19 protein-coding genes are annotated in these 18,825 nt (G+C 69.6%); 15 read left to right on the top strand and 4 right to left on the bottom strand.

Annotated features, from left to right (window positions below; genetic code table 11):
- Positions 1–8: 8 nt before the first annotated feature.
- The gene (locus AX769_RS13140; protein ID WP_082763802.1) at positions 9–2,309 is read left to right on the top strand and encodes a bifunctional (p)ppGpp synthetase/guanosine-3',5'-bis(diphosphate) 3'-pyrophosphohydrolase; all 2,301 of its coding nucleotides are present in this window, start codon (positions 9–11) and stop codon (positions 2,307–2,309) included.
- A gap of 217 nt (positions 2,310–2,526) precedes the next feature.
- On the opposite strand, the gene AX769_RS13135 is transcribed toward AX769_RS13140, so the two are convergent.
- The 3 genes from AX769_RS13135 to AX769_RS13125 all read right to left on the bottom strand — a co-directional run bounded on the left by AX769_RS13135 (position 2,527) and on the right by AX769_RS13125 (position 5,407).
- On the bottom strand, positions 2,527–3,105 hold the full coding sequence (locus tag AX769_RS13135; RefSeq protein WP_066280083.1) for a type IV toxin-antitoxin system AbiEi family antitoxin: 579 nt from the start codon (positions 3,103–3,105) through the stop codon (positions 2,527–2,529).
- Positions 3,106–3,225: 120 nt separating this feature from the next.
- On the bottom strand, positions 3,226–4,458 hold the full coding sequence (locus tag AX769_RS13130) for a DUF349 domain-containing protein (protein WP_066280081.1): 1,233 nt from the start codon (positions 4,456–4,458) through the stop codon (positions 3,226–3,228).
- Between the two features lie 100 nt (positions 4,459–4,558).
- Entirely contained in the window at positions 4,559–5,407 is an 849-nt protein-coding gene (locus AX769_RS13125) for a peptidylprolyl isomerase (protein WP_066280079.1), read from the bottom strand.
- A gap of 124 nt (positions 5,408–5,531) precedes the next feature.
- Here AX769_RS13125 and AX769_RS13120 point away from each other — a divergent pair, with 124 nt between their 5' ends.
- The 11 genes from AX769_RS13120 (at position 5,532) to AX769_RS13070 (ending at position 16,312) form a co-directional block, all read left to right on the top strand.
- The gene (locus AX769_RS13120; protein WP_082763801.1) at positions 5,532–6,974 is read left to right on the top strand and encodes a replication-associated recombination protein A; all 1,443 of its coding nucleotides are present in this window, start codon (positions 5,532–5,534) and stop codon (positions 6,972–6,974) included.
- Between the two features lie 147 nt (positions 6,975–7,121).
- A complete protein-coding gene (gene rpsD, locus AX769_RS13115; protein WP_066280076.1) occupies positions 7,122–7,751 on the top strand; it encodes a 30S ribosomal protein S4 in 630 nt (209 codons plus the stop codon).
- A gap of 116 nt (positions 7,752–7,867) precedes the next feature.
- Positions 7,868–8,050, top strand: coding sequence for a hypothetical protein (locus AX769_RS13110; protein WP_066280074.1), 183 nt, complete (start codon positions 7,868–7,870; stop codon positions 8,048–8,050).
- A 53-nt stretch (positions 8,051–8,103) separates the two neighbouring features.
- A complete protein-coding gene (alaS, locus tag AX769_RS13105) occupies positions 8,104–10,764 on the top strand; it encodes an alanine--tRNA ligase (RefSeq protein WP_066280072.1) in 2,661 nt (886 codons plus the stop codon).
- 50 nt (positions 10,765–10,814) lie between these two features.
- Entirely contained in the window at positions 10,815–11,282 is a 468-nt protein-coding gene (gene ruvX / locus AX769_RS13100) for a Holliday junction resolvase RuvX (protein WP_239451784.1), read from the top strand.
- A 3-nt stretch (positions 11,283–11,285) separates the two neighbouring features.
- Positions 11,286–11,831 (top strand): hypothetical protein, encoded by a 546-nt coding sequence (locus AX769_RS13095; RefSeq protein ID WP_066280067.1) that lies wholly within the window; start codon positions 11,286–11,288, stop codon positions 11,829–11,831.
- Between the two features lie 11 nt (positions 11,832–11,842).
- On the top strand, positions 11,843–12,874 hold the full coding sequence (mltG, locus tag AX769_RS13090; protein ID WP_157887615.1) for an endolytic transglycosylase MltG: 1,032 nt from the start codon (positions 11,843–11,845) through the stop codon (positions 12,872–12,874).
- A gap of 54 nt (positions 12,875–12,928) precedes the next feature.
- Entirely contained in the window at positions 12,929–14,164 is a 1,236-nt protein-coding gene (aroC, locus tag AX769_RS13085; RefSeq protein WP_066280065.1) for a chorismate synthase, read from the top strand.
- Entirely contained in the window at positions 14,164–14,682 is a 519-nt protein-coding gene (locus AX769_RS13080) for a shikimate kinase (RefSeq protein WP_066280060.1), read from the top strand. The genes aroC and AX769_RS13080 overlap by 1 nt, the downstream gene beginning before the upstream one ends.
- Positions 14,679–15,809, top strand: coding sequence for a 3-dehydroquinate synthase (aroB, locus tag AX769_RS13075; RefSeq protein WP_082763800.1), 1,131 nt, complete (start codon positions 14,679–14,681; stop codon positions 15,807–15,809). The genes AX769_RS13080 and aroB overlap by 4 nt, the downstream gene beginning before the upstream one ends.
- Positions 15,806–16,312: a type II 3-dehydroquinate dehydratase gene (locus AX769_RS13070; protein ID WP_066280056.1), complete on the top strand. Its 507-nt coding sequence runs from the start codon at positions 15,806–15,808 to the stop codon at positions 16,310–16,312. Before aroB ends, AX769_RS13070 begins: the two co-directional genes overlap by 4 nt.
- Positions 16,313–16,452: 140 nt before the next feature.
- Here AX769_RS13070 and AX769_RS13065 read toward each other — a convergent pair whose 3' ends face one another.
- Positions 16,453–16,938, bottom strand: coding sequence for a hypothetical protein (locus AX769_RS13065; protein WP_157887614.1), 486 nt, complete (start codon positions 16,936–16,938; stop codon positions 16,453–16,455).
- Here AX769_RS13065 and AX769_RS13060 point away from each other — a divergent pair.
- From AX769_RS13060 to AX769_RS13050, 3 genes are read left to right on the top strand one after another with little or no spacing between them, the layout of a single operon-like run.
- Positions 16,937–17,197, top strand: coding sequence for a hypothetical protein (locus AX769_RS13060; protein WP_157887613.1), 261 nt, complete (start codon positions 16,937–16,939; stop codon positions 17,195–17,197). The two genes, AX769_RS13065 and AX769_RS13060, sit on opposite strands and share 2 nt — an antisense overlap.
- 40 nt (positions 17,198–17,237) lie before the next feature.
- Positions 17,238–18,050, top strand: a complete 813-nt coding sequence (locus AX769_RS13055) for a dienelactone hydrolase family protein (RefSeq protein ID WP_066280045.1) — start codon at positions 17,238–17,240, stop codon at positions 18,048–18,050.
- Positions 18,047–18,781 (top strand): SDR family oxidoreductase, encoded by a 735-nt coding sequence (locus AX769_RS13050; protein WP_066280044.1) that lies wholly within the window; start codon positions 18,047–18,049, stop codon positions 18,779–18,781. Before AX769_RS13055 ends, AX769_RS13050 begins: the two co-directional genes overlap by 4 nt.
- Positions 18,782–18,825 lie beyond the last annotated feature (44 nt).

The raw sequence follows: 18,825 nt of genomic DNA, 5'->3' as shown, positions 1-18,825 counted from the left end.
GGGCGTTGATGACGACTGAGATCACCACCTCCGACACGTCTGCGCCCGCTGGCGGCCCGACCCCGCCCCAGTCCACTGCGTCGCTACGAACACTGCTGCCGCGGCTCTTCTCGCGCAGCCAGCCCGCCGGTGCTGTCGACCGGCTGATCAAGACGGTGCGCATGCACCACCCGAAGGTCGATCTCTCGATCATCGAGCGTGCCTACGCCACCGCAGACAAGGCGCACACCGGCCAGCTGCGGAAGAGCGGCGAGCCATACATCACCCACCCCGTCGCCGTGGCGCAGATCCTCGCCGACCTGGGTATCGGCGCCAAGACGATCGCGGCTGCCCTGCTCCACGACACCGTCGAGGACACCGACTACACGCTCGAGATGCTGCGCGCCGACTTCGGCGACGAGATCGCGATGCTGGTCGACGGCGTCACCAAGCTCGACAAGCTGAAGTACGGCGACAGTGCCCAGGCCGAGACCGTCCGCAAGATGGTCGTCGCCATGTCGAAAGACATCCGCGTGCTCGTCATCAAACTCGCCGACCGCCTGCACAACGCCCGCACCTGGGGTTTCGTCGAGTCGGCCTCGGCGACGCGCAAGGCGACCGAGACCCTCGAGATCTATGCGCCCCTCGCGCACCGCCTGGGCATCCAGACCATCAAATGGGAGCTCGAAGACTTGAGCTTCGCCGTGCTGCATCCCAAGCTCTACGTCGAGATCGACAGCCTCGTCAAGCAGCGCACCCCGCAGCGCGAGCAGTTCGTGCAGAACGTGATCAACGCGGTCAAGTCCGACCTCAAGTCGTCGAAGATCCGTGGCGACGTCGTCGGCCGACCCAAGCAGTACTACTCCATCTATCAGAAGATGATCGTGCGCGGTCGCGAGTTCGACGAGATCTACGACCTCGTCGGCATCCGGGTGCTCGTCAACAGTCTGCGCGACTGCTACGCCGTGCTGGGCTCGATCCATGCGCGCTGGAACCCGATCCCGGGCCGCTTCAAGGACTACATCGCGACACCCAAGTTCAACCTCTACCAGTCGCTGCACACCACGGTCATCGGGCCGAAGGGGCGCCCGGTCGAGATCCAGATACGCACGCACGAGATGCACCAGCGCGCCGAGTTCGGCGTCGCCGCGCACTGGAAGTACAAGCAGCGGATGAACGGCGGCCGTGACACGACCACCGACCCCAAGACCGAGACCGACATGGCGTGGCTCGCGCACATCTCCGACTGGCAGGCCGAGACGGCCGACCCGGGGGAGTTCCTCGACAGCCTGCGCTTCGAGATCGGCGCGAAAGAGGTCTACGTCTTCACGCCGCAGGGCAAGGTCATCGGCCTGCCGAGCGGTGCGACGCCGGTCGACTTCGCCTACGCCGTGCACACCGAGGTCGGACACCGCACCATGGGTGCGAAGGTCAACGGGCGCCTCGTGCCGCTCGAGTCGGCGCTGACCTCCGGCGACGTCGTCGAGGTCTTCACCTCGAAGAACCCCGACTCCGGCCCGAGCCAGGACTGGCTCACCTTCGTCAAGAGCCCTCGCGCGCGCAACAAGATCAAGCAGTGGTTCACCAAGGAGCGCCGCGACGAGGCCGTCGAACAGGGCAAGGACGCGATCGCACGCGCCATGCGCAAGCAGAACCTGCCGCTGCAGAAGCTGATGAGCCAGGACAGCATCGCCGAGGTGGCGACGGCGATGCGCTACGACGACCTCACGGCGCTGTACGCCGCGGTCGGCGAGGGCCACATCTCGACGCAGTCCGTCATCGAGAAGATCCTCGCCGCGGTCCAAGAGCAGGCCGACGACGACACCGATCTCGACCTCGAGTTCCCGTCGAAGGGTCGGCCACGGCCACTGCGCAACAGCGACTCCGGCGTCCTCGTCCGCGGCGCGCCCGACATCCTGGTCAAGCTCGCCAAGTGCTGCACGCCGGTGCCGGGCGACCAGATCGTCGGCTTCATCACCCGCGGTCAGGGCGTCAGCGTGCACCAGGCGTCGTGCCACAACGTGCAGGGCCTGATGGCCGAGCCCGAGCGCATGATCGAGGTCTCGTGGGCTCCTTCGTCGAAGAGCGTCTTCCTGGTGCAGATCCAGATCGAGGCGCTCGATCGGTCGGGCCTTTTGTCGGACGTCACGCGCGTGCTCTCCGAGCACCACGTCAACATCCTCTCGGCGACGGTCTCGACCTCGTCCGAACGCCTGGCTCTCAGCCGGTTCGTCTTCGAGATGGGCGACACCACCCACCTCGACCGGGTGCTCAATGCCGTGCGACGCATCGATGCCGTCTACGACGTCTACCGCGTCTCGGGCGGCTGAGCCGCGCTCTCGCACCACGCGATCCCCGTCGCACTAACGTAGACCGCGGTGCAAACGAGATCGCATGGTGCCACCTGGAGCCGCCTCCCACGTCGCACCACGGCATCCCCGTCGCACCACCGCTTCCCGTGGTGCAAACGAGATCGCGTGGTGCGACCCTGAGGGGCTTGAGCCGTTGCACCACGCGGCGCCCGTTGCACCACGGTAAGCCATCGCGTCAGCCGAGCCGCGTGGCGCCGTCCGCGGCGACATCCGCGAGGCCTGCGGCGTCGAGGCGCTGACGCGCGCGGCGCTTGTGCGGCAGGTGCGGGCTCCGCGTGAGCAGAGCCTCGCAGGAGCCGCGGTCGATGCCGTGCTCGGAGACGAGGAAACGCACCACCTCAGCCGCCTCGTCGCCGAACGCCTCCCGCCGCACGAGGTCGACGACAGTGCGCACCGGCGACGTGACCCGCACGGGGCCGAAGTCGACCAGGTCGACCGGCTCGGTGCGGGCCGCTCGCACGCGAGTCCCTGCGGGGATGTCCCGGTGCGTGCGCCGGGTGTCACCGAACGCCTCGTGCGTGATCGGTGCCTCCGCCAGCGCACCCCACACCCACGCGGCCGACAGCCCGGCGACGACGAACTCCGTCCCGAAGAGGGGCGCCAGCGCCGTAGCGCGGCGCCACGGCACGTCGATCTCGGCGACCGAGCAGAAGGCCCGGTCGACACGGAAGACGTCGCCGTCGAGAGCGGCCGCCTGAAGCTCGACGTAGGGGAGATCGGCGGAGGTCAGCAGAGCGGAAGGGCGTGAGGTCATGCCGACAGCGTGACGCACCCCGCCGGATCCTGCCGCCCGTCAGTGGCCGCCTGTGGACAACCCGGCGCCCTGCCCGCCCTGGGGAGGGCAGGATGCCACGGTCCGAGACGTCGAAGACGACTACGAACCCAGCGCGTCCAGCCAGATCCGGCGAGCGTCGAGCGCCTCCTGGGCGTCTTTGATCGCGCGGGTGTCGCCGGCCGACTGCGCTTCGGCGAGCTCGATCTCGAGCTTGGCGATGGCGCTCTCCAGCTGGCCGGCGAGCCCCTCTGACCGGGCTTTCCGCTCGGGGTTGTTCTTCTGCCAGAAGTCGTCGTCGAGCTTCCGGACGTGGTTCTCGATGGCGCGCAGCCGGTCTTCGACGGGGCGGACCTGATCGCGAGGCACGCGCCCGATCGCGTCGAAGCGCTGCTGCACCGAGATGAGCGCGTCGCGCGCCGCCGTCCGATCGGTGATCTGCAGGATCGGCGCAGCCTCGTCGAGCAGGGCGTTCTTGGCGACGAGATTGTCGGTGTACTCGACCTCGTCTTGAGCGACGATGGCGCCCTTGGCCGAGTAGAGCACGTCGCCCGCGGCCTTGAAGCGTGCCCAGAGGGCGTCGTCGTACTTCTTGCCGGCGCGACCGGCACGCTTCCAGTCGTCCAGGAGCGCGCGGTAGGTCGGGATGCCGTCGGCGCCCCGGGGTGCCAGCGCCTCGGCCTGCTCGACGAGCGACTGCTTGCGCGAGCGCGCGTCGCGGTGCACGGCGTCGAGCTCGGCGTAGAAGGCCTTGCGGTGCGTGTCGATCGTCGACCGGGCGGCGCGGAAGCGCTTCCAGAGCTCGTTGCCCTCGCCCTTGGGGATGCGCGGCCCCTCCTGCTGGTGCTTCTGCCAGCGGGCGAAGATGTCGTCGATCTGAGCCGTGACCTGCTTCCACTGCACGCGAGCGGGATCCTGTGCGGCGAGCGTCTCGGCCTCGACCACGAGAGTGGTGCGGTACTCGACGGCCTCGGCCTGTGCGGCCTGCGCCTCGGCGCTCTGCTGCTGCGTTAGCTCGACCACGGTGGTGTCGAGAGCCCCGACCCGGGTGCGCAGCGACTCGAGGTCGCCCACGGCACTCGGTTCGGTGAGGGCCTCGCGCAGGTGCGCCACGGCCTTCGAGACGTCGGACGCCGAGGCACCGCGCTTGACACGCTGCTCGAGGAGGGTCACCTGCCCGGCGAGTTCGGTGTACTTGCGCTGGTAGTAGGCCAGCGCCTCTTCGGGAGTCGCGTCGGGGTACTGGCCGACGGCGCGTTCGCCCTCGGCTTCGCGAACGTAGACGGTTCCGTCGTCGTCGACTCGGCCCCAGGGCGCACTGTCGTTGTCAGCCACAATTCCACCTTGCATGATGTTCTCGTCGTAAGAGGGCACAGCCGTCCCTCGCGATGGGTGTTCAGCCTATTGCACAAGCTCGGAGCCTGCGCCGCGCAAGCTATTTGATCGTCGCGCCGGTGATCGTGGTCGCGACCTTGGGGGAGCCGGTCGACTTGTCGAGAGGGGCGGTCGCCGTCGCGGGGAACGGCGTGAGGCCCTTGCCGGTGATGTCCTTCTCGAGGGTCGGCAGGCCGCTCGTGACGCTGCCGACGACGGTGTAGCCGCCGGTCGAGCCGTCGAGGAAGGTGTCGCCGTAGACGATGAAGAACTGGGTGGCCTGCGAGTACGGCGACGTCGAGCGGGCCATGGCGATCACGCCGGTCTTGTACTCGTTGCTGGCCGGAACGTTCTCGAGCGGGCCGTACTGGAAGCCGTCGTCGCCGGTGCCGTCGGCCTTCGTCGCACCGCACTGGAAGAACTTCGCGCCGGTCGCATTGCTCATGCGCCAGCAGTGCGTGCCGTCGTAGAAGCCCTTCTTGATCAGATCGATCATGACGCTTGCCGACTGCGGGGCCTTCTTGCCGTCGAGCGAGATGCCGAGGGTCACGTCTTTGTTGAGCGTGATCGAGCCCGTCCAGGTGCGGTTCGCCGCGATCGTCTTCGCCGGCACGTCGCCCGTGTTGCTGCCAGCGGCCGCCGTCGAGGTGGACGTCGCGGTCGGCGAGGCGGAGGCGGAGGCGCTGGCGCTCGCACTCGCACTCGACGAGGAGGGAGCGGCGGGCGTCGTGTCGCTCGTGTGCACGATCTGCGCAGCGGTCCCGAGCGCGCCGAGCACGACGACGGCGATGATGGCGCCGAGGTTGTCGCGGAAGCGGCGCTTCACCTGCGAGGTGTGCACCTTCTGTCGAGCGGTGTACCTGCGGAGCCGGTCTCGCGCCTCGCGGTCCTGGTTCTTGCTCGGTGTCACTGATCCTCCATGGGGCGATGGTCCAGCCTCGACTGTAACGGAGGAGAGCGCCCGGCGGCTCGTAGGCAGGCGGGACCTTCCCTCGGGGTCTGGCTGTCGGTGGTCCGGTCTAGCATGACTTCCCATGAGCACCGAGGCGGTCAGTGAGTGGCGCGGGCGCCTGCGCGGCGTGCGGGCGAGCTCGACTCCGCTCGCGGTGCGCATGCGTCCGACCTCGCTCGACGAGGTGGCCGGGCAGAAGCACCTGCTGCGCCCTGGCTCGCCGCTGGTGCAGCTCGCGTCCGACCGGACAGGCGAGACAGGCGCGGTGTCCGTCATTCTGTGGGGCCCTCCCGGCACAGGCAAGACGACCCTCGCCCAGGCTGTGGCACACAGCTCGGGTCGGCAGTTCGTCGAGCTGTCGGCCGTGACCGCCGGCGTCAAAGACGTGCGCAGCGTGATGGAGAAGGCGTTGTCGAACCGCGATCTCTACGGCACCACGACCGTGCTCTTCCTCGACGAGATCCACCGCTTCACCAAGGCCCAGCAGGATGCCCTGCTGCCCGGTGTCGAGAACGGCTGGATCATCCTCATCGCGGCCACCACCGAGAACCCCTCGTTCTCGGTGATCACTCCTCTTCTCTCGCGGTCGCTGCTGCTCACGCTCGAGCAGCTCAGCGACGACGACCTCGCCGAGCTGGTGCAGCGCGCCGTGCACGACCCACGGGGTCTCGCCGACACGGTCGTGCTCGACGACGAGGCGCTGGCCATGATCGTCCGGCTCGCGTCGGGCGACGCCCGCCGCGCGCTCACCGCGCTCGAGGCCTCGGCGCAGTCGGCGTGGGCTCTCGGCGATGCCGACTCCGGGGGCGCCGACAGCGAGGCTGATGACGACCTCGACGACGAGGACGAGCTCGACGGCGAGGAGGGCGGTGGCAGCGGCGACAAGCCGCCCGTCGTCACCGCCGAGCTGGTGGCCCAGTCGGTCGACCGCGCTCTGCTCCGCTACGACCGCAACGGCGACGAGCACTACGACGTGATCAGCGCGTTCATCAAGTCCGTGCGGGGCAGCGACGTCGACGCGGCGCTCCACTACCTGGCGCGCATGATCGAGGCCGGCGAAGACCCGCGCTTCATCGCGCGTCGCGTGATCATCTCGGCCAGCGAAGACATCGGTATGGCCGACCCTCAGGCCCTCGTCATCGCGATGGCGGCCGCCGACGCGGTGCAGCTGATCGGCATGCCCGAGGGCAGGATCCCGTTGGCCGAAGCGGTCGTGTACCTGGCGACAGCCCCCAAGTCGAACCGTTCGTACATGGCGCTCGACCAGGCCATCGCCGACGTCCGGGCGGGCAAAGCCGGCCGCGTGCCGAAGCACCTGCGCGATGCGCACTACCCCGGGGCCAAGCGGCTGGGTCACGGCAAGGGCTACAAGTACGCGCACGACTCCGAGTTCGGCGTCGTCGAGCAGCAGTACCTGCCCGACACGCTGCTCGGCACGAGCTACTACGACCCCACGGCGAACGGCAACGAGCGCGACGTGGCGGCGCGCCTCGAGAAGTTGCGTCGCATCACCCGAGGCGAGTGACCCGCATCCTGCCGTCGCGACGACGCCCCCCGTCGTGTAAGCTTGCCGGGTTGCCTTTAGCCGGCGACCAACCCCTCTTGTTATGCCTGTCGGCGCTCGCGCGCCTGGCAGACGTTCCATACTCCGACAAGATCGATAGGAATCAGCATGTCCACCAAGTCCCGCACCCGGAGCAAGACGCGTCTCTCGCGTGCTCTCGGTATCGCCCTCACCCCGAAGGCGGCCCGCTACCTCGAGAAGCGTCCGTACGCTCCCGGTGAGCACGGCCGCACCAAGCGACGCACCGACAGCGACTACGCCGTCCGTCTCCGCGAGAAGCAGCGCTTGCGCGCCCAGTACGGCATCCGCGAGGCCCAGCTCAAGATCGTCTTCGAAGAGGCCCGCAAGAGCCGTGGCCTGACCGGTGAGAACCTGGTCGAGCTGCTCGAAGAGCGTCTCGACGCTCTCGTGCTGCGTTCGGGCTTCGCCCGCACCACGGCCCAGGCCCGCCAGATGGTCGTGCACCGTCACATCCTGGTCGACGGCAAGCTCGTCGACCGCCCCTCCTTCCGGGTGAAGCCGGGCCAGATGATCCACGTCAAGCCCAAGTCGGAGTCGATGGAGCCCTTCCAGGTCGCCGCCGCCGGTGGTCACCTCGACGTGCTCCCCAAGGTCCCCGGCTACCTCGAGGTCGAGATCGACAAGCTCCAGGCGAAGCTCGTGCGTCGCCCGAAGCGCGCCGAGGTCCCCGTGACCTGCGAGGTCCAGCTGGTCGTCGAGTACTACGCGGCCCGCTAGCCCCAGCGCCTCTCGAAGGGAGCAGCCCACTGACGTGGGTCTGCTCCCTTCGTCGTCCCGGCGGCCAGGCGGGCCCCGGTAGGCTTTAGGGCAGTTCGTCCGAAGGAGACCTTTTCGTGAAATCCCTGTTCGTCTTGGCCGTCGGCACCGCACTGGGCTTCTACGTCGCCCACCGGGTCAACCAGACACCGGCCGGGCGTGAGTTCTTCACGGGGCTCGACAGTCGCCTCAGCCTCTTCCGCGACTCCGTCGTCGGTGGCTACCGCGCCCGCGAGGCCGAGCTGCGCGATCGCGACTAGGCAAAGCGCACGCCGTCCCCCCTTCGTTCTTCCTTTCCTGACGAGAGATCACCATGCAGACCGCTGAAATCCGCAACCGCTGGCTGAAGTTCTTCGGCGACCGGGGCCACACCGTCGTGCCCTCCGCGTCGCTGGTGAGCGACGACCCGAGCCTGCTCTTCGTCGTGGCCGGCATGGTGCCGTTCATCCCGTACATGACGGGCCTCGTGCCGTCGCCCTTCAAGCGCGCGACGAGCGTGCAGAAGTGCATCCGCACGAACGACATCGAAGAGGTCGGCAAGACCCCGCGCCACGGCACCTTCTTTCAGATGAACGGCAACTTCTCGTTCGGCGACTACTTCAAAGAGCAGGCGATCACCTACGCCTGGCAGTTGCTGACGACGAGCGAAGACGACGGTGGCCTCGGCTTCGACCCGACAGACCTCTGGGTCACCGTCTACAAAGACGACGACGAGGCGATCGAGATCTGGAAGCGGGTCGCACAGCTTCCTGACGACAAGATCCAGCGACTCGACAAAGACACGAACTACTGGTCGACCGGTCAGGCGGGCCCCGCGGGGCCCTGCTCGGAGATCTTCTTCGACCGCGGGCCGGCCTACGGGATCGACGGCGGCCCGGCGACGGACGACGACCGCTATGTCGAGATCTGGAACCTCGTGTTCATGCAGTACCAGATCGACAATGTCACCTCGAAGGTCGACTTCGACATCGTCCGAGAGCTGCCCAACAAGAACATCGACACCGGCATGGGTCTCGAGCGCGTCGCCTTCCTCAAGCAGGGCGTCGACAACATGTACGAGATCGACCAGGTGCGCCCGGTGCTCGACAAGGCCGCCGAGCTGTCGGGTCGCAGCTACGGCGCGAACCACGACGACGATGTGCGCATGCGCATCATCGCCGACCACGTGCGCTCGTCGCTGATGCTGATGAGCGACGGCGTCACCCCGTCCAACGAGGGCCGAGGCTACATCCTCCGCCGCCTCCTGCGCCGTAGCATCCGCTCGATGCGCCTGCTGGGCGTCGACGGCGCGAGCTTCGCCGAGCTCTTTGCGGCGTCGCGCGACGCGATGAAGGCGGCCTACCCCGAGGTCGAGACCGACTACGACCGGATCTCGCGCCTCGCGTTCGCCGAGGAGGAGACGTTCCTCCGCACCCTGGCTGCGGGAACGACAATCCTCGACACGGCGGTCGACGAGACGAAGAGCGACAATCGCAAAGAGCTGAAGGGCGACACCGCCTTCCTGCTGCACGACACCTTCGGGTTCCCGATCGACCTCACGCTCGAGATCGCCGAAGAGGCGGGCCTCACGGTCGACCGTACGGCGTTCGACACCCTCATGAGCGAGCAGCGCTCCCGGGCGAAGGCCGACGCGAAGTCGCGCAAGACCGCTCTGGCCGACCTCAGCGTCTACTCGGCCTTCCGCGCGCAGGGCGAGACCGTCTTCACCGGCTACGAGTTCCTCAACACCGAGTCGACCATCCTCGGCATCATCAGAGACGGCGCCTCGGTCGACCGCGCGGTGGCCGGCGACATCGCCGAGATCATCCTCGCCGAGACCTCGCTCTACGCCGAGTCGGGCGGGCAGGACGCCGACGAGGGCTCGATCGTCGGCAACGGTTTCGACCTCGAGGTGCTCGACGTGCAGAAACCCGTCAAGGGCCTCGTCAGCCACCGCGTGCAGGTCCGCTCGGGTGAGGTCGGCGTGGGTGCCGGCGCGACCAGCGTCGTCGACCCCACCTACCGTCGCGGCGCGACGCAGGCGCACTCGGCGACGCACCTCATCCACGCGGCTCTCCGCCAGGTGCTCGGGCCGGAGGCGCACCAGGCCGGCTCGTACAACAAGGCGGGCTACATGCGGCTCGACTTCAACTGGTCGAACCCCCTGTCGACCGACACTCGCACCGAGATCGAAGACATCGCCAACTCGAAGGTCCGCGACGATCTCGAGGTGACCACTCGCATCCTGCCCCTCGACGAGGCGCGGGCGGCGGGCGCCATGGCGCTCTTCGGCGAGAAGTACGGCGACGAGGTGCGCATGGTCGACATCGGCGGCCCCTGGTCACGCGAGCTGTGCGCGGGCACGCACGTGAGCCACTCGTCGCAGATCGGACTGATCAATCTGGTGGGGGAGTCCTCGATCGGGTCGACCAACCGCCGCGTCGAGTCGCTCGTCGGCATCGACGCCTTCCGCGACTTCGCAACCGAGCGCGCCCTGATCAACCAGCTGACGTCGTCGCTCAAGACGCCGCGCGCCGAGCTTCCCGACCGCATCGCCGACCTGTCGGCGCAGCTCAAGGCGGCCGAGAAGCGCATCGCCGAGTTCGAGTCGGCGGCTCTTTCGACCCGAGTCCCGGCCATCGCCCTGAAGGCCTCGCCCGTCGGCACCGTCACCCTCGTCGCCGAGCACGTGGGCCAGCTCAAGTCGACCGACGACCTCCGCAGCCTCGCCACGAGCGTCCGCGAGCGGCTCGGGCAGGGCTCGACCTCGGTCGTGGCCCTCGCGGCCGACGTGCAGGGCAAGCCCGCGGTCATCGTCGCGACGACCCAGGGTGCCCGCGACGCAGGATCGAAGGCGGGCGCCCTGGCGCGCACCGCGGCATCCATCCTCGGCGGCGGGGGCGGCGGCAAAGACGACCTGGCGCAGGGCGGCGGCTCCGACGTCTCGGCCATCCCGACCGCGCTGTCGGCGATCGTCGACGCCGTCCGCGGCTGAGCCCGGCAGTGTCGGAGACAGGCGGCGGAGCCTTTCGACGCGGCGCCCGCGTGGGAGTCGACGTCGGCAAGGTGCGCATCGGTGTGGCCCGGACCGACCCGGACGGCCTGATCGCGACGCCCATCGAGACCGTGCAGCGTTCAGGTGAGACCGGTGACGACATGCGTCGCATCCTGTCGCACGTGGCCGAGCTCGACGCCGTCGAGATCGTCGTCGGGCTGCCGCTCTCGCTCTCGGGCGGCGACACTCCGTCGACAGGAGACGCCCGTGGATTCGCGGATCGCCTGGCTGCCGCCGCGGCACCGATCCCCGTGCGGCTCGTCGACGAGCGGTTGTCGACGGTGACGGCTCAGAGCGCCCTCCGCGCGGCGGGGCGATCGTCGAGGAAGCAGCGGTCCGTTGTGGACCAGGTGGCCGCTGTTATCATCGTGCAGCACGCCATCGACCTCGAACGATCGAGCGGACGTCCACCGGGCCTCCTCGTCGATGCACCGGCGCCCCCCGACGAAAGACGATGAGACGTGGCTGACGAACCCTTCTGGGACGACATCTTCAGCGGTTCAGCCGATCGCGCAGCAGCGGATCGAGCCCGGCCCGGGCGACCCGGCAACGGCCGTGCGATGACCGACGAGACCGCAGGCGACCGCGATGACGCAGCCCGGGTGACGGGCGACGACCTGCCCGCGCCCATGTCGCGTCGCGAGCTTCGAGAGCGCGAGCGCCTGACCGCAGCCTCCGCCGCCGCGGAGACCACTGCGCCGATGGGCCCGACGTCGGCCCCCGCCGATGGGCTTGCCGTCGCACCCGCCACCCGGCCCGCACCGGCAGCCCCGCCGACTCCCGCCGCCCAGCCGGCACCGGCAGCCCCGCCGACTGTCGACGGAGATCCTGCGCCCACGCCGGGGCCGGACGCCGTCCAGGGAGACACCGCACCGACAACGACGGTCTCGCCGACCGGCGCGCCGTCGCGCCGCAGCCCGAAGACGCCCAGGTCCGGAAAGCCCCGCGCGAGCCGAAGCCGCCCCGCGAGCGGCGCGCGCGTCACGGACATCGTCGCGGCGCCCTGATCCTGGTGATCGTGCTCGTCGTCGTGCTCGGCGGCGGCACCGCCGGCGGCTACACCCTCTGGCACCAGTACGGCCCGAGCGTGAGCGCCCTCTTCGGCAAGAAGCCGACCGACGACTACACCGGCTCGGGCAACGGCAAGAAGGTCGACTTCACGATCGTGTCGGGCGACATCGGCGAGACGATCGCCGCGAAGCTGGCGAAGGCCGACATCACCAAGTCGTCGGAGGCGCCCTACAAGCTGCTGCTGGCCGATCAGAACATCCAGTTCCAGCCGGGCACCTACTCGATGTTCGAGCACATGAGCGCGCAGTCGGCGATCAGCCGGCTGCAAGAGCCGTCGACCCTCATCACGACCAAGCTCGTGATCCCCGAGGGCACGACCCTGAAGGGCATCGTCAGCCTCATGGCGTCGGTGACGAAGATCCCGACGGCCACCGTCCAGGCCGCGGCGAACGACTACAAGTCGTACGGTCTGCCGTCGAATGCCACGAGCCTCGAGGGCTACCTCTTCCCCGCGACCTACGACCTCCAACCGCACAAGACGGCGCACGACTATTTCGCCGACATGGTCGCTGTGATGAAACAGCATCTCGCGGCCGACGGCGTCGCCCCGGCCAACTACGAGCACACGATCATCTTCGCGTCGCTCATCCAGAAGGAGGCCGGCCTCGCCGCCGACTACCCGAAGGTGGCGCGCGTCTTCCAGAACCGCCTCGACCAGGGCATGCTGCTGCAGTCCGACGCCACCGTCGCCTACGGCGCCGGCACGACGAACAGCGTGACGACGACCGACGCGCAACGCGCGGACGCGAGCAACCCCTACAACACGTACGTGCACAAGGGGCTGCCCGTCGGGCCGATCTCGAATCCTGGTGACATCGCCTTGAACGCCGCCCTCCACCCGGCCGCTGGCGACTGGCTCTACTTCGTGACCGTCAACCTCGAGACCGGCCAGACCGTGTTCTCGGCCACCTACGCCGAGCACCAGCAGGCCGTGGCGCAGTTCCAAACCTGGCTTCGGGCGCACCCTTCGTACCAGTAGCGGGTTGTCCACAGGCGGGAGGCTGGGGTCTCCCCGTGTGGAAGAATCGACTCCATGCTTCGTTGGTTGACCGCGGGTGAGTCTCATGGCCCCGAACTCATTGCCGTTCTCGAGGGCCTGCCCGCCGGCGTGCCCGTGCTCCTCGACGACATCCAGGCCGACCTGGCCCGGCGCAAGCTCGGCTACGGCCGCGGCTCGCGCATGAAGTTCGAGCAAGACGAACTGCACATCTCGGGTGGTGTCATCCACGGCCGCTCGATCGGCAGCCCCATCGCCCTCCGCGTCGGCAACACCGAATGGCCGAAGTGGGAAGAGGTCATGAACTCGCAGCCCGTCGAGGTGAGCGAGGCCTCCCGGGGTCGCAGCGCACCGCTCACGCGCCCGCGCCCCGGCCACGCCGACCTCGTCGGCATGCAGAAGTACGGCTTCGACTCGGCCCGCCCCATCCTCGAGCGCGCCAGCGCCCGCGAGACCGCCGCGCGCGTCGCCCTCGGCGCCATCGCGAAGTCGTTCCTGGCCGAGCTCGGCATCGAACTCGTCAGCCACACCCTCTCGATCGGGCCCGTCCGCGTGCCCGAGGGGCGTCCCCTGCCGACCCTCGACGACGTCGAAGCACTCGACGCCGACCCGTTGCGCTGCTTCGACGGCGAGACGAGCGCCCTCATGGTCGCCGAAGTCGACGAGGCGAAGAAAGACGGCGACACCCTCGGCGGCATCGTCGAGGTGCTCGCCTACAACGTCCCCCCGGGGCTCGGCTCGCACGTGCAGTGGGATCGCAAGCTCGACGCCAAGCTCGCCGAGGCGCTGATGAGCATCCAGGCGATCAAAGGCGTCGAGATCGGCGACGGATTCCTCACCACGACACGCCGCGGCTCGAAGGCGCACGACGCGCTGCTCCAGACCGGGCAGGGCATCGCCCGCGAGACCGATCGCGCCGGCGGCACCGAGGGTGGCATGTCGACGGGTACCGTGCTGCGCGTCCGCGCCGGCATGAAGCCGATCGCGACCGTGCCGCACGCCCTGCCGACCGTCGACGTCGCCACGGGCGAGACCGCCAGCGCCCACCACCAGCGCTCCGACGTCTGCGCCGTGCCGGCTGCCGGCGTCGTGGCCGAGGCGATGGTCGCACTCGTGCTCGCCAACGCCGTCGTCGAGAAGTTCGGCGGCGATTCGATCGACGAGACCAGCCGCAACCTCACCTCCTACCTCGACGCGATCCCCGACCTGCTCACCACGACCGCCGAGTCCACCGTCGCCGCCGGCACCGGAGTCGCTGCGGCCTCGCTCTGATGGCCGAGCGCACCACCCGGCCCGTCGTCGTGATCGGCCCCATGGGCGCGGGCAAGTCGAGCGTCGGCAAAAAGCTGGCAAAGGCTCTCGGGCGCAGCTTCGTCGACACCGACCGCGTCTTCGTGCGCGAGCACGGCGTCATCGCCGACTTCTTCGAGGCCCACGGCGAAGAGCGCTTCCGCGAGGTCGAGCACGAGGTGGTGTCGAAGGCGTTGCAGGATGCCGAGACGGTCGTCTCGGTCGGCGGCGGCGCCGTCCTGCATCCTGACACCCGCTCTCGGCTGCAGACTGCTCACGTAGTGCTCCTCACCGTCACCCCCGAGGCCGTCACGAGCAGGATCACCGGCAGAGACCGCCCGCTCCTGCACCACGACGGTCTCACCGCCTGGAAGGAGATCGCCGACCGGCGAGCTCCGATCTACGCCTCCCTCGCCGACTTCACGGTCGACACCTCGAACAGGCCCATCGCCCATGTCGTCGACGACATCGTGCGCTGGGTCGGAACGGACCAGCCATGACCGACGCCCCCGCCGCAGCGCCACTCGATGCCGGCGCCCCCACGGTGGGCGTGCCCACCACCGTCATCTCCGTCTCGGGTGCGGCCCCGTACGACGTGCTCGTCGGCCGCGGCCTCGTCGCCGAGCTTCCCGACGTGCTCGGGCCGAAGGTCAAGAAGGTGCTGATCGTACACGCGCCGCCCCTCGGCGCGAAAGCCGAACAGCTGCGCACCAGCCTCGTCGCCGCCGGCTACGAGGCGCTCATGGCCGAGGTGCCCGACGCCGAGGCCGGCAAGCGGGTCGAGGTGGCTGCCTTCTGCTGGCAGATCCTGGGCCAGGCCGACTTCACCCGCACCGACGCAGTCGTCGGGCTCGGCGGGGGAGCGACCACCGACCTCGCGGGCTTCGTCGCTGCGACCTGGCTGCGCGGCGTGAAGCTCGTGCAGATCCCCACCACGGTGCTCGGCATGGTCGACGCGAGTGTCGGCGGCAAAACCGGCATCAACACGAACGAGGGCAAGAACCTCGTCGGCTCGTTCTACGCACCGGCCGGTGTGCTGGCCGACCTCGACCTGCTCGACGGGCTCGCGCGCAACGAGATCCTGGCCGGGTTCGCTGAGATCGTGAAGGCCGGTTTCATCGCCGAGCCCGAGATCCTCGACATCATCGAGGCCTCCGTCGATCGGGTAGTCGACCCCACCACGCCTGAGTTCCGTCGCGTCGTCGAGCTCTCGATCGCGCTCAAGGCGCGGGTGGTCGGCGAGGACTTCACCGAGGCCGGGCTCCGCGAGATCCTGAATTACGGCCACACCCTCGGGCACGCGATCGAGCACGCCGAGAGATACCAGTGGCGCCACGGGACCGCCGTGTCGATCGGCATGGTCTTCGTCGCCGAGCTGTCGCGGCTCGCAGGGCGGCTCTCCGACGAGGTCGTCGACCGGCACCGCAGCATCCTGACCTCGCTCGGCTTGCCGATCAGCTACCCGACCGGCCGCTGGTCGACGCTTCTCGCCACGATGCAGCGCGACAAGAAGGCGCGCGCCGGGCACCTCCGGTTCATCGTGCTCGACGACATCGCCCGGCCGACCGTGCTCGAGGCGCCCGACAACAGCCTGCTCTTCGCGGCCTACCAAGAGATCGGCTCGTGACGACCGTCCTCGTGGTCGTCGGCCCCGACATCGGGCGGCGGGGCCTACGTCTGCCCGGCGGCGCGGCCGCCGGGCAGGGCTCCGGTGCGAACGAGTCGGTGGCCGAGCTCCGCCGCGGCCTCGAAGGGCTCGACGGCCTCGTCGACGTCGCCGTCGACTTCCGGCAGACCGACGACGAGGCCGAACTCATCACGTGGCTGCACCAGGCGGCCGACGACGGCTGGGGCGTCGTGCTCGACCCGGGCGGGTTCACGCACTACTCGTACGCGCTGCGCGACGCGGCAGCCCTGGTGGTCGACACCGGCCTGCCGCTGATCGAAGTCCACCTCGCCAACCCGGCGTCGCGCGACGACTTCCGCGCCGCCGGCGTCATCTCGGCCGTGTCGACTGGCATCATCGCGGGTCTCGGCGTCGACTCCTACCGCCTCGCCGTGCGTGCCGCCGCCGAGCGTGTGCAGTTGCGCGCCGCGGCCGCCGCTCCCGCCGCGCCTTCGGCCGGCTGACGCCCGGCGCCCGGCGCCCGGCGCCCAGCGCCCAGCGCCCGGCGCCGCCGAGGCACCTCCGATCCGACCGATTCCGCCCTCCGCGGGGCCGTTTCTCGTCTGATCGGTGGTGCCTCGACGCACGGCACCGGCCGAGACGGTCAGCGCCAGCGCCAGCCGGCGCCGCCAGCGCGGTACAGCGAGACCGCCCAGCCGAGACCGACGACCAGGCCGACCGCAGCCAGCGGGATCGCAACCCCGGGGCCGCGCCCATGCCAGAGCGAGCCGTTCAGGATCGTCACGGTGATCCACGCGGCCAGCACGATCGAGCTCACCACGACAAGACCTTTCGTCCGCCGCGTGGACGGCCCCCGCCGTCTCGACCACCCTCGCAAGAAGCCGTTGCTGACGAGGAAGCCGGCGTAACCCGGGTAGTAGACCCAGAAGAAGTCGACCTTCGTCGTGGTATCGAGCACGAACGACGTGACCAGGGCTGCCACGGCTGCAGTCTGGAGCACCCAGATGCCCGCGAAGAGCACCCGCCGCGGGGGCGGAACCGGCGAACCGGGATCCTGCAGCCGACCTTCGCGGTAGGCGCGAGACGTGCCCTGCTCCCAGACCGGTGGCCGCGGCTTCCTCGCCCTCATGGGGCCGACCGTACTCCGGGGCGGCGGGCGGCACCCGAACTGGGACTGCGCCGAGCGGCTGCGGGAGGCGCAGGCTGGCGGCATGGAGCAGATCAGGATGGCAGCGTTCGGCCTGGCCCTCGGGCTCGCCGACACCGCGTGGTTCGTGTCGCGCAATCTCGTCGCGCGACTGATCCTGGAGCCCGTCAAGAACCGCCGTCGCCATGAGGCGACCGTGCCGGCGACCGCGGCCACAACCGTCCCCGCAGCCGTACGCTGACCCTGGCGCCGCCGAGCGGCCGCGCCCGAGAGGACGCACGATGCCGACGAGAGCACCCGAATCCGACCTCACCGGCTGGGTGCGCTCGCCCTTCACCGGAGGCGGGCTGACGTACGACTGCTTCGAGAAGGGGGCCGGCCCCGGCGTCGTGCTGATCCCCGAGGTTCCGGGCATCACGACCGAGGTGTTGGGCCTCGCCGACCACCTCGTCGACGAGGGCTTCACCGTGGTCATCCCGTCGCCGTTCGGCGAGCCCGGGCGGCCCGTCTCTGCCGGCTACGCCCTGCGCGTCGTGGCCCGCCTTTGTGTCGCCGCCGAGTTCCGCGCCTTCGCCACGAACGCCCACCGCCCGATCACCGACTACCTGCGCGCGGTCGCCTCCGACCTCGCATCCCGCACCGGCGGGTCCGTCGGCGTGATCGGCATGTGCTTCACCGGCGGCTTCGCCCTGGCCGCGGCGGTCGACGACTCGGTGGCGGCCTCGGTGCTGAGCCAGCCCGGCGTGCCCTTCCCGATCTCCAAGGCCGCGAGGCAGGATCCGAGCGTCTCGGTCGCCGAATTCGATCGCATCGCCCAGCGCGCGAACGAGGGCGCCGTCTGTGCGATCGGGCTGCGGTTCAGCAACGACTCCGTGGTGCCGCCCGCCCGCTTCGACGCCATCAAGCGGAAGCTCGGCGACGCCTTCGAGGTGATCCAGCTCGACTCGTCGCCGGGCAACGAGTGGGGCTTCGCCGGGTCTGCGCACTCGGTGCTGACACACGAGGTGCGCGAGGTGAAGGGGCACCCGGCTCTGGCCGCGCGCGAGCGGGTGGTCGCCTTCCTCCGCGAGCGGCTGGCACCGGTGGCGCCGTGAAGGTAGCCGACTCGGTCGCCTTCGTCACGGGCGCGAACCGTGGGCTCGGCTCCGCCTTCGTCGAGGCGCTGCTCGAACGGGGCGCGGCCCGGGTCTACGCCGGCACTCGGCCGGGGCACCCGGTGAGCGACGACCCACGCGTGGTGACGATCCCGCTCGACGTCACGGACGCAGCGCTCGTCACGGCTGCGGCCGAACGCTGCGGTGACGTCGAGATCCTGATCAACAACGCTGGCATCATGCGACTCGACCCGCTCATCGCCGCCGAGACCGACGAGGCCGCGCGCGACGAGATGGAGGTGAACTTCTTCGGCACGCTGCGCCTGTGCCGGGCCTTCGCACCGGTGCTGGCCCGGAACGGCGGGGGAGCGATCGTCAACGTGCTCTCGGTCGCGAGCTGGATCGCCCCCGTGGCCAGCGGCGGCTACGGTGCCTCGAAGGCGGCCGCATGGTCGTTGACCAACGCGGTCCGACTCGAGCTGCACGAGCAGGGCACCCTCGTGACGGCCGTGCACGCGGGCTTCATCGACACCGAGATGGTGACTCGGGTCAGGGCCCCGAAGGTCAGCCCGCAGGATGTCGTCGCGCAGACTCTCGACGGGATCGAGCGCGGCGAGGTCGAGATCCTCGCCGACGACGAGAGCCGGCGGGTGAAGGAGGCCCTGCCGCGCGACCACGCCGAGCTGTACCCGCCGCTGCAGGCGATCTGGGACGGCCGGCGGCGGCGCTGAACCTCGAGCACCGCAACCGCACGGCCAGGTGGCTCTTGGCCGGA

The organism is Frondihabitans sp. PAMC 28766 (assembly GCF_001577365.1).
GTDB lineage: Bacteria > Actinomycetota > Actinomycetes > Actinomycetales > Microbacteriaceae > Frondihabitans.
The sequence above is the reverse complement of the archived record's forward strand: the minus strand, read 5'-3'. Positions and strand labels throughout refer to the sequence as shown.

Excerpts from the sequence above, each read along its gene's own strand:
- AX769_RS13140 (WP_082763802.1), top strand. The coding sequence starts at position 9 with ATGACGACTGAGATCACCACCTCCGACACGTCTGCGCCCGCTGGCGGC.
- AX769_RS13135 (WP_066280083.1), bottom strand. The coding sequence starts at position 3,105 with ATGACCTCACGCCCTTCCGCTCTGCTGACCTCCGCCGATCTCCCCTAC.
- AX769_RS13120 (WP_082763801.1), top strand. The coding sequence starts at position 5,532 with ATGAGCACCGAGGCGGTCAGTGAGTGGCGCGGGCGCCTGCGCGGCGTG.
- rpsD (WP_066280076.1), top strand. The coding sequence starts at position 7,122 with ATGTCCACCAAGTCCCGCACCCGGAGCAAGACGCGTCTCTCGCGTGCT.
- alaS (WP_066280072.1), top strand. The coding sequence starts at position 8,104 with ATGCAGACCGCTGAAATCCGCAACCGCTGGCTGAAGTTCTTCGGCGAC.
- aroC (WP_066280065.1), top strand. The coding sequence starts at position 12,929 with ATGCTTCGTTGGTTGACCGCGGGTGAGTCTCATGGCCCCGAACTCATT.
- AX769_RS13080 (WP_066280060.1), top strand. The coding sequence starts at position 14,164 with ATGGCCGAGCGCACCACCCGGCCCGTCGTCGTGATCGGCCCCATGGGC.
- aroB (WP_082763800.1), top strand. The coding sequence starts at position 14,679 with ATGACCGACGCCCCCGCCGCAGCGCCACTCGATGCCGGCGCCCCCACG.
- AX769_RS13060 (WP_157887613.1), top strand. The coding sequence starts at position 16,937 with ATGGGGCCGACCGTACTCCGGGGCGGCGGGCGGCACCCGAACTGGGAC.
- AX769_RS13065 (WP_157887614.1), bottom strand. The coding sequence starts at position 16,938 with ATGAGGGCGAGGAAGCCGCGGCCACCGGTCTGGGAGCAGGGCACGTCT.
- AX769_RS13055 (WP_066280045.1), top strand. The coding sequence starts at position 17,238 with ATGCCGACGAGAGCACCCGAATCCGACCTCACCGGCTGGGTGCGCTCG.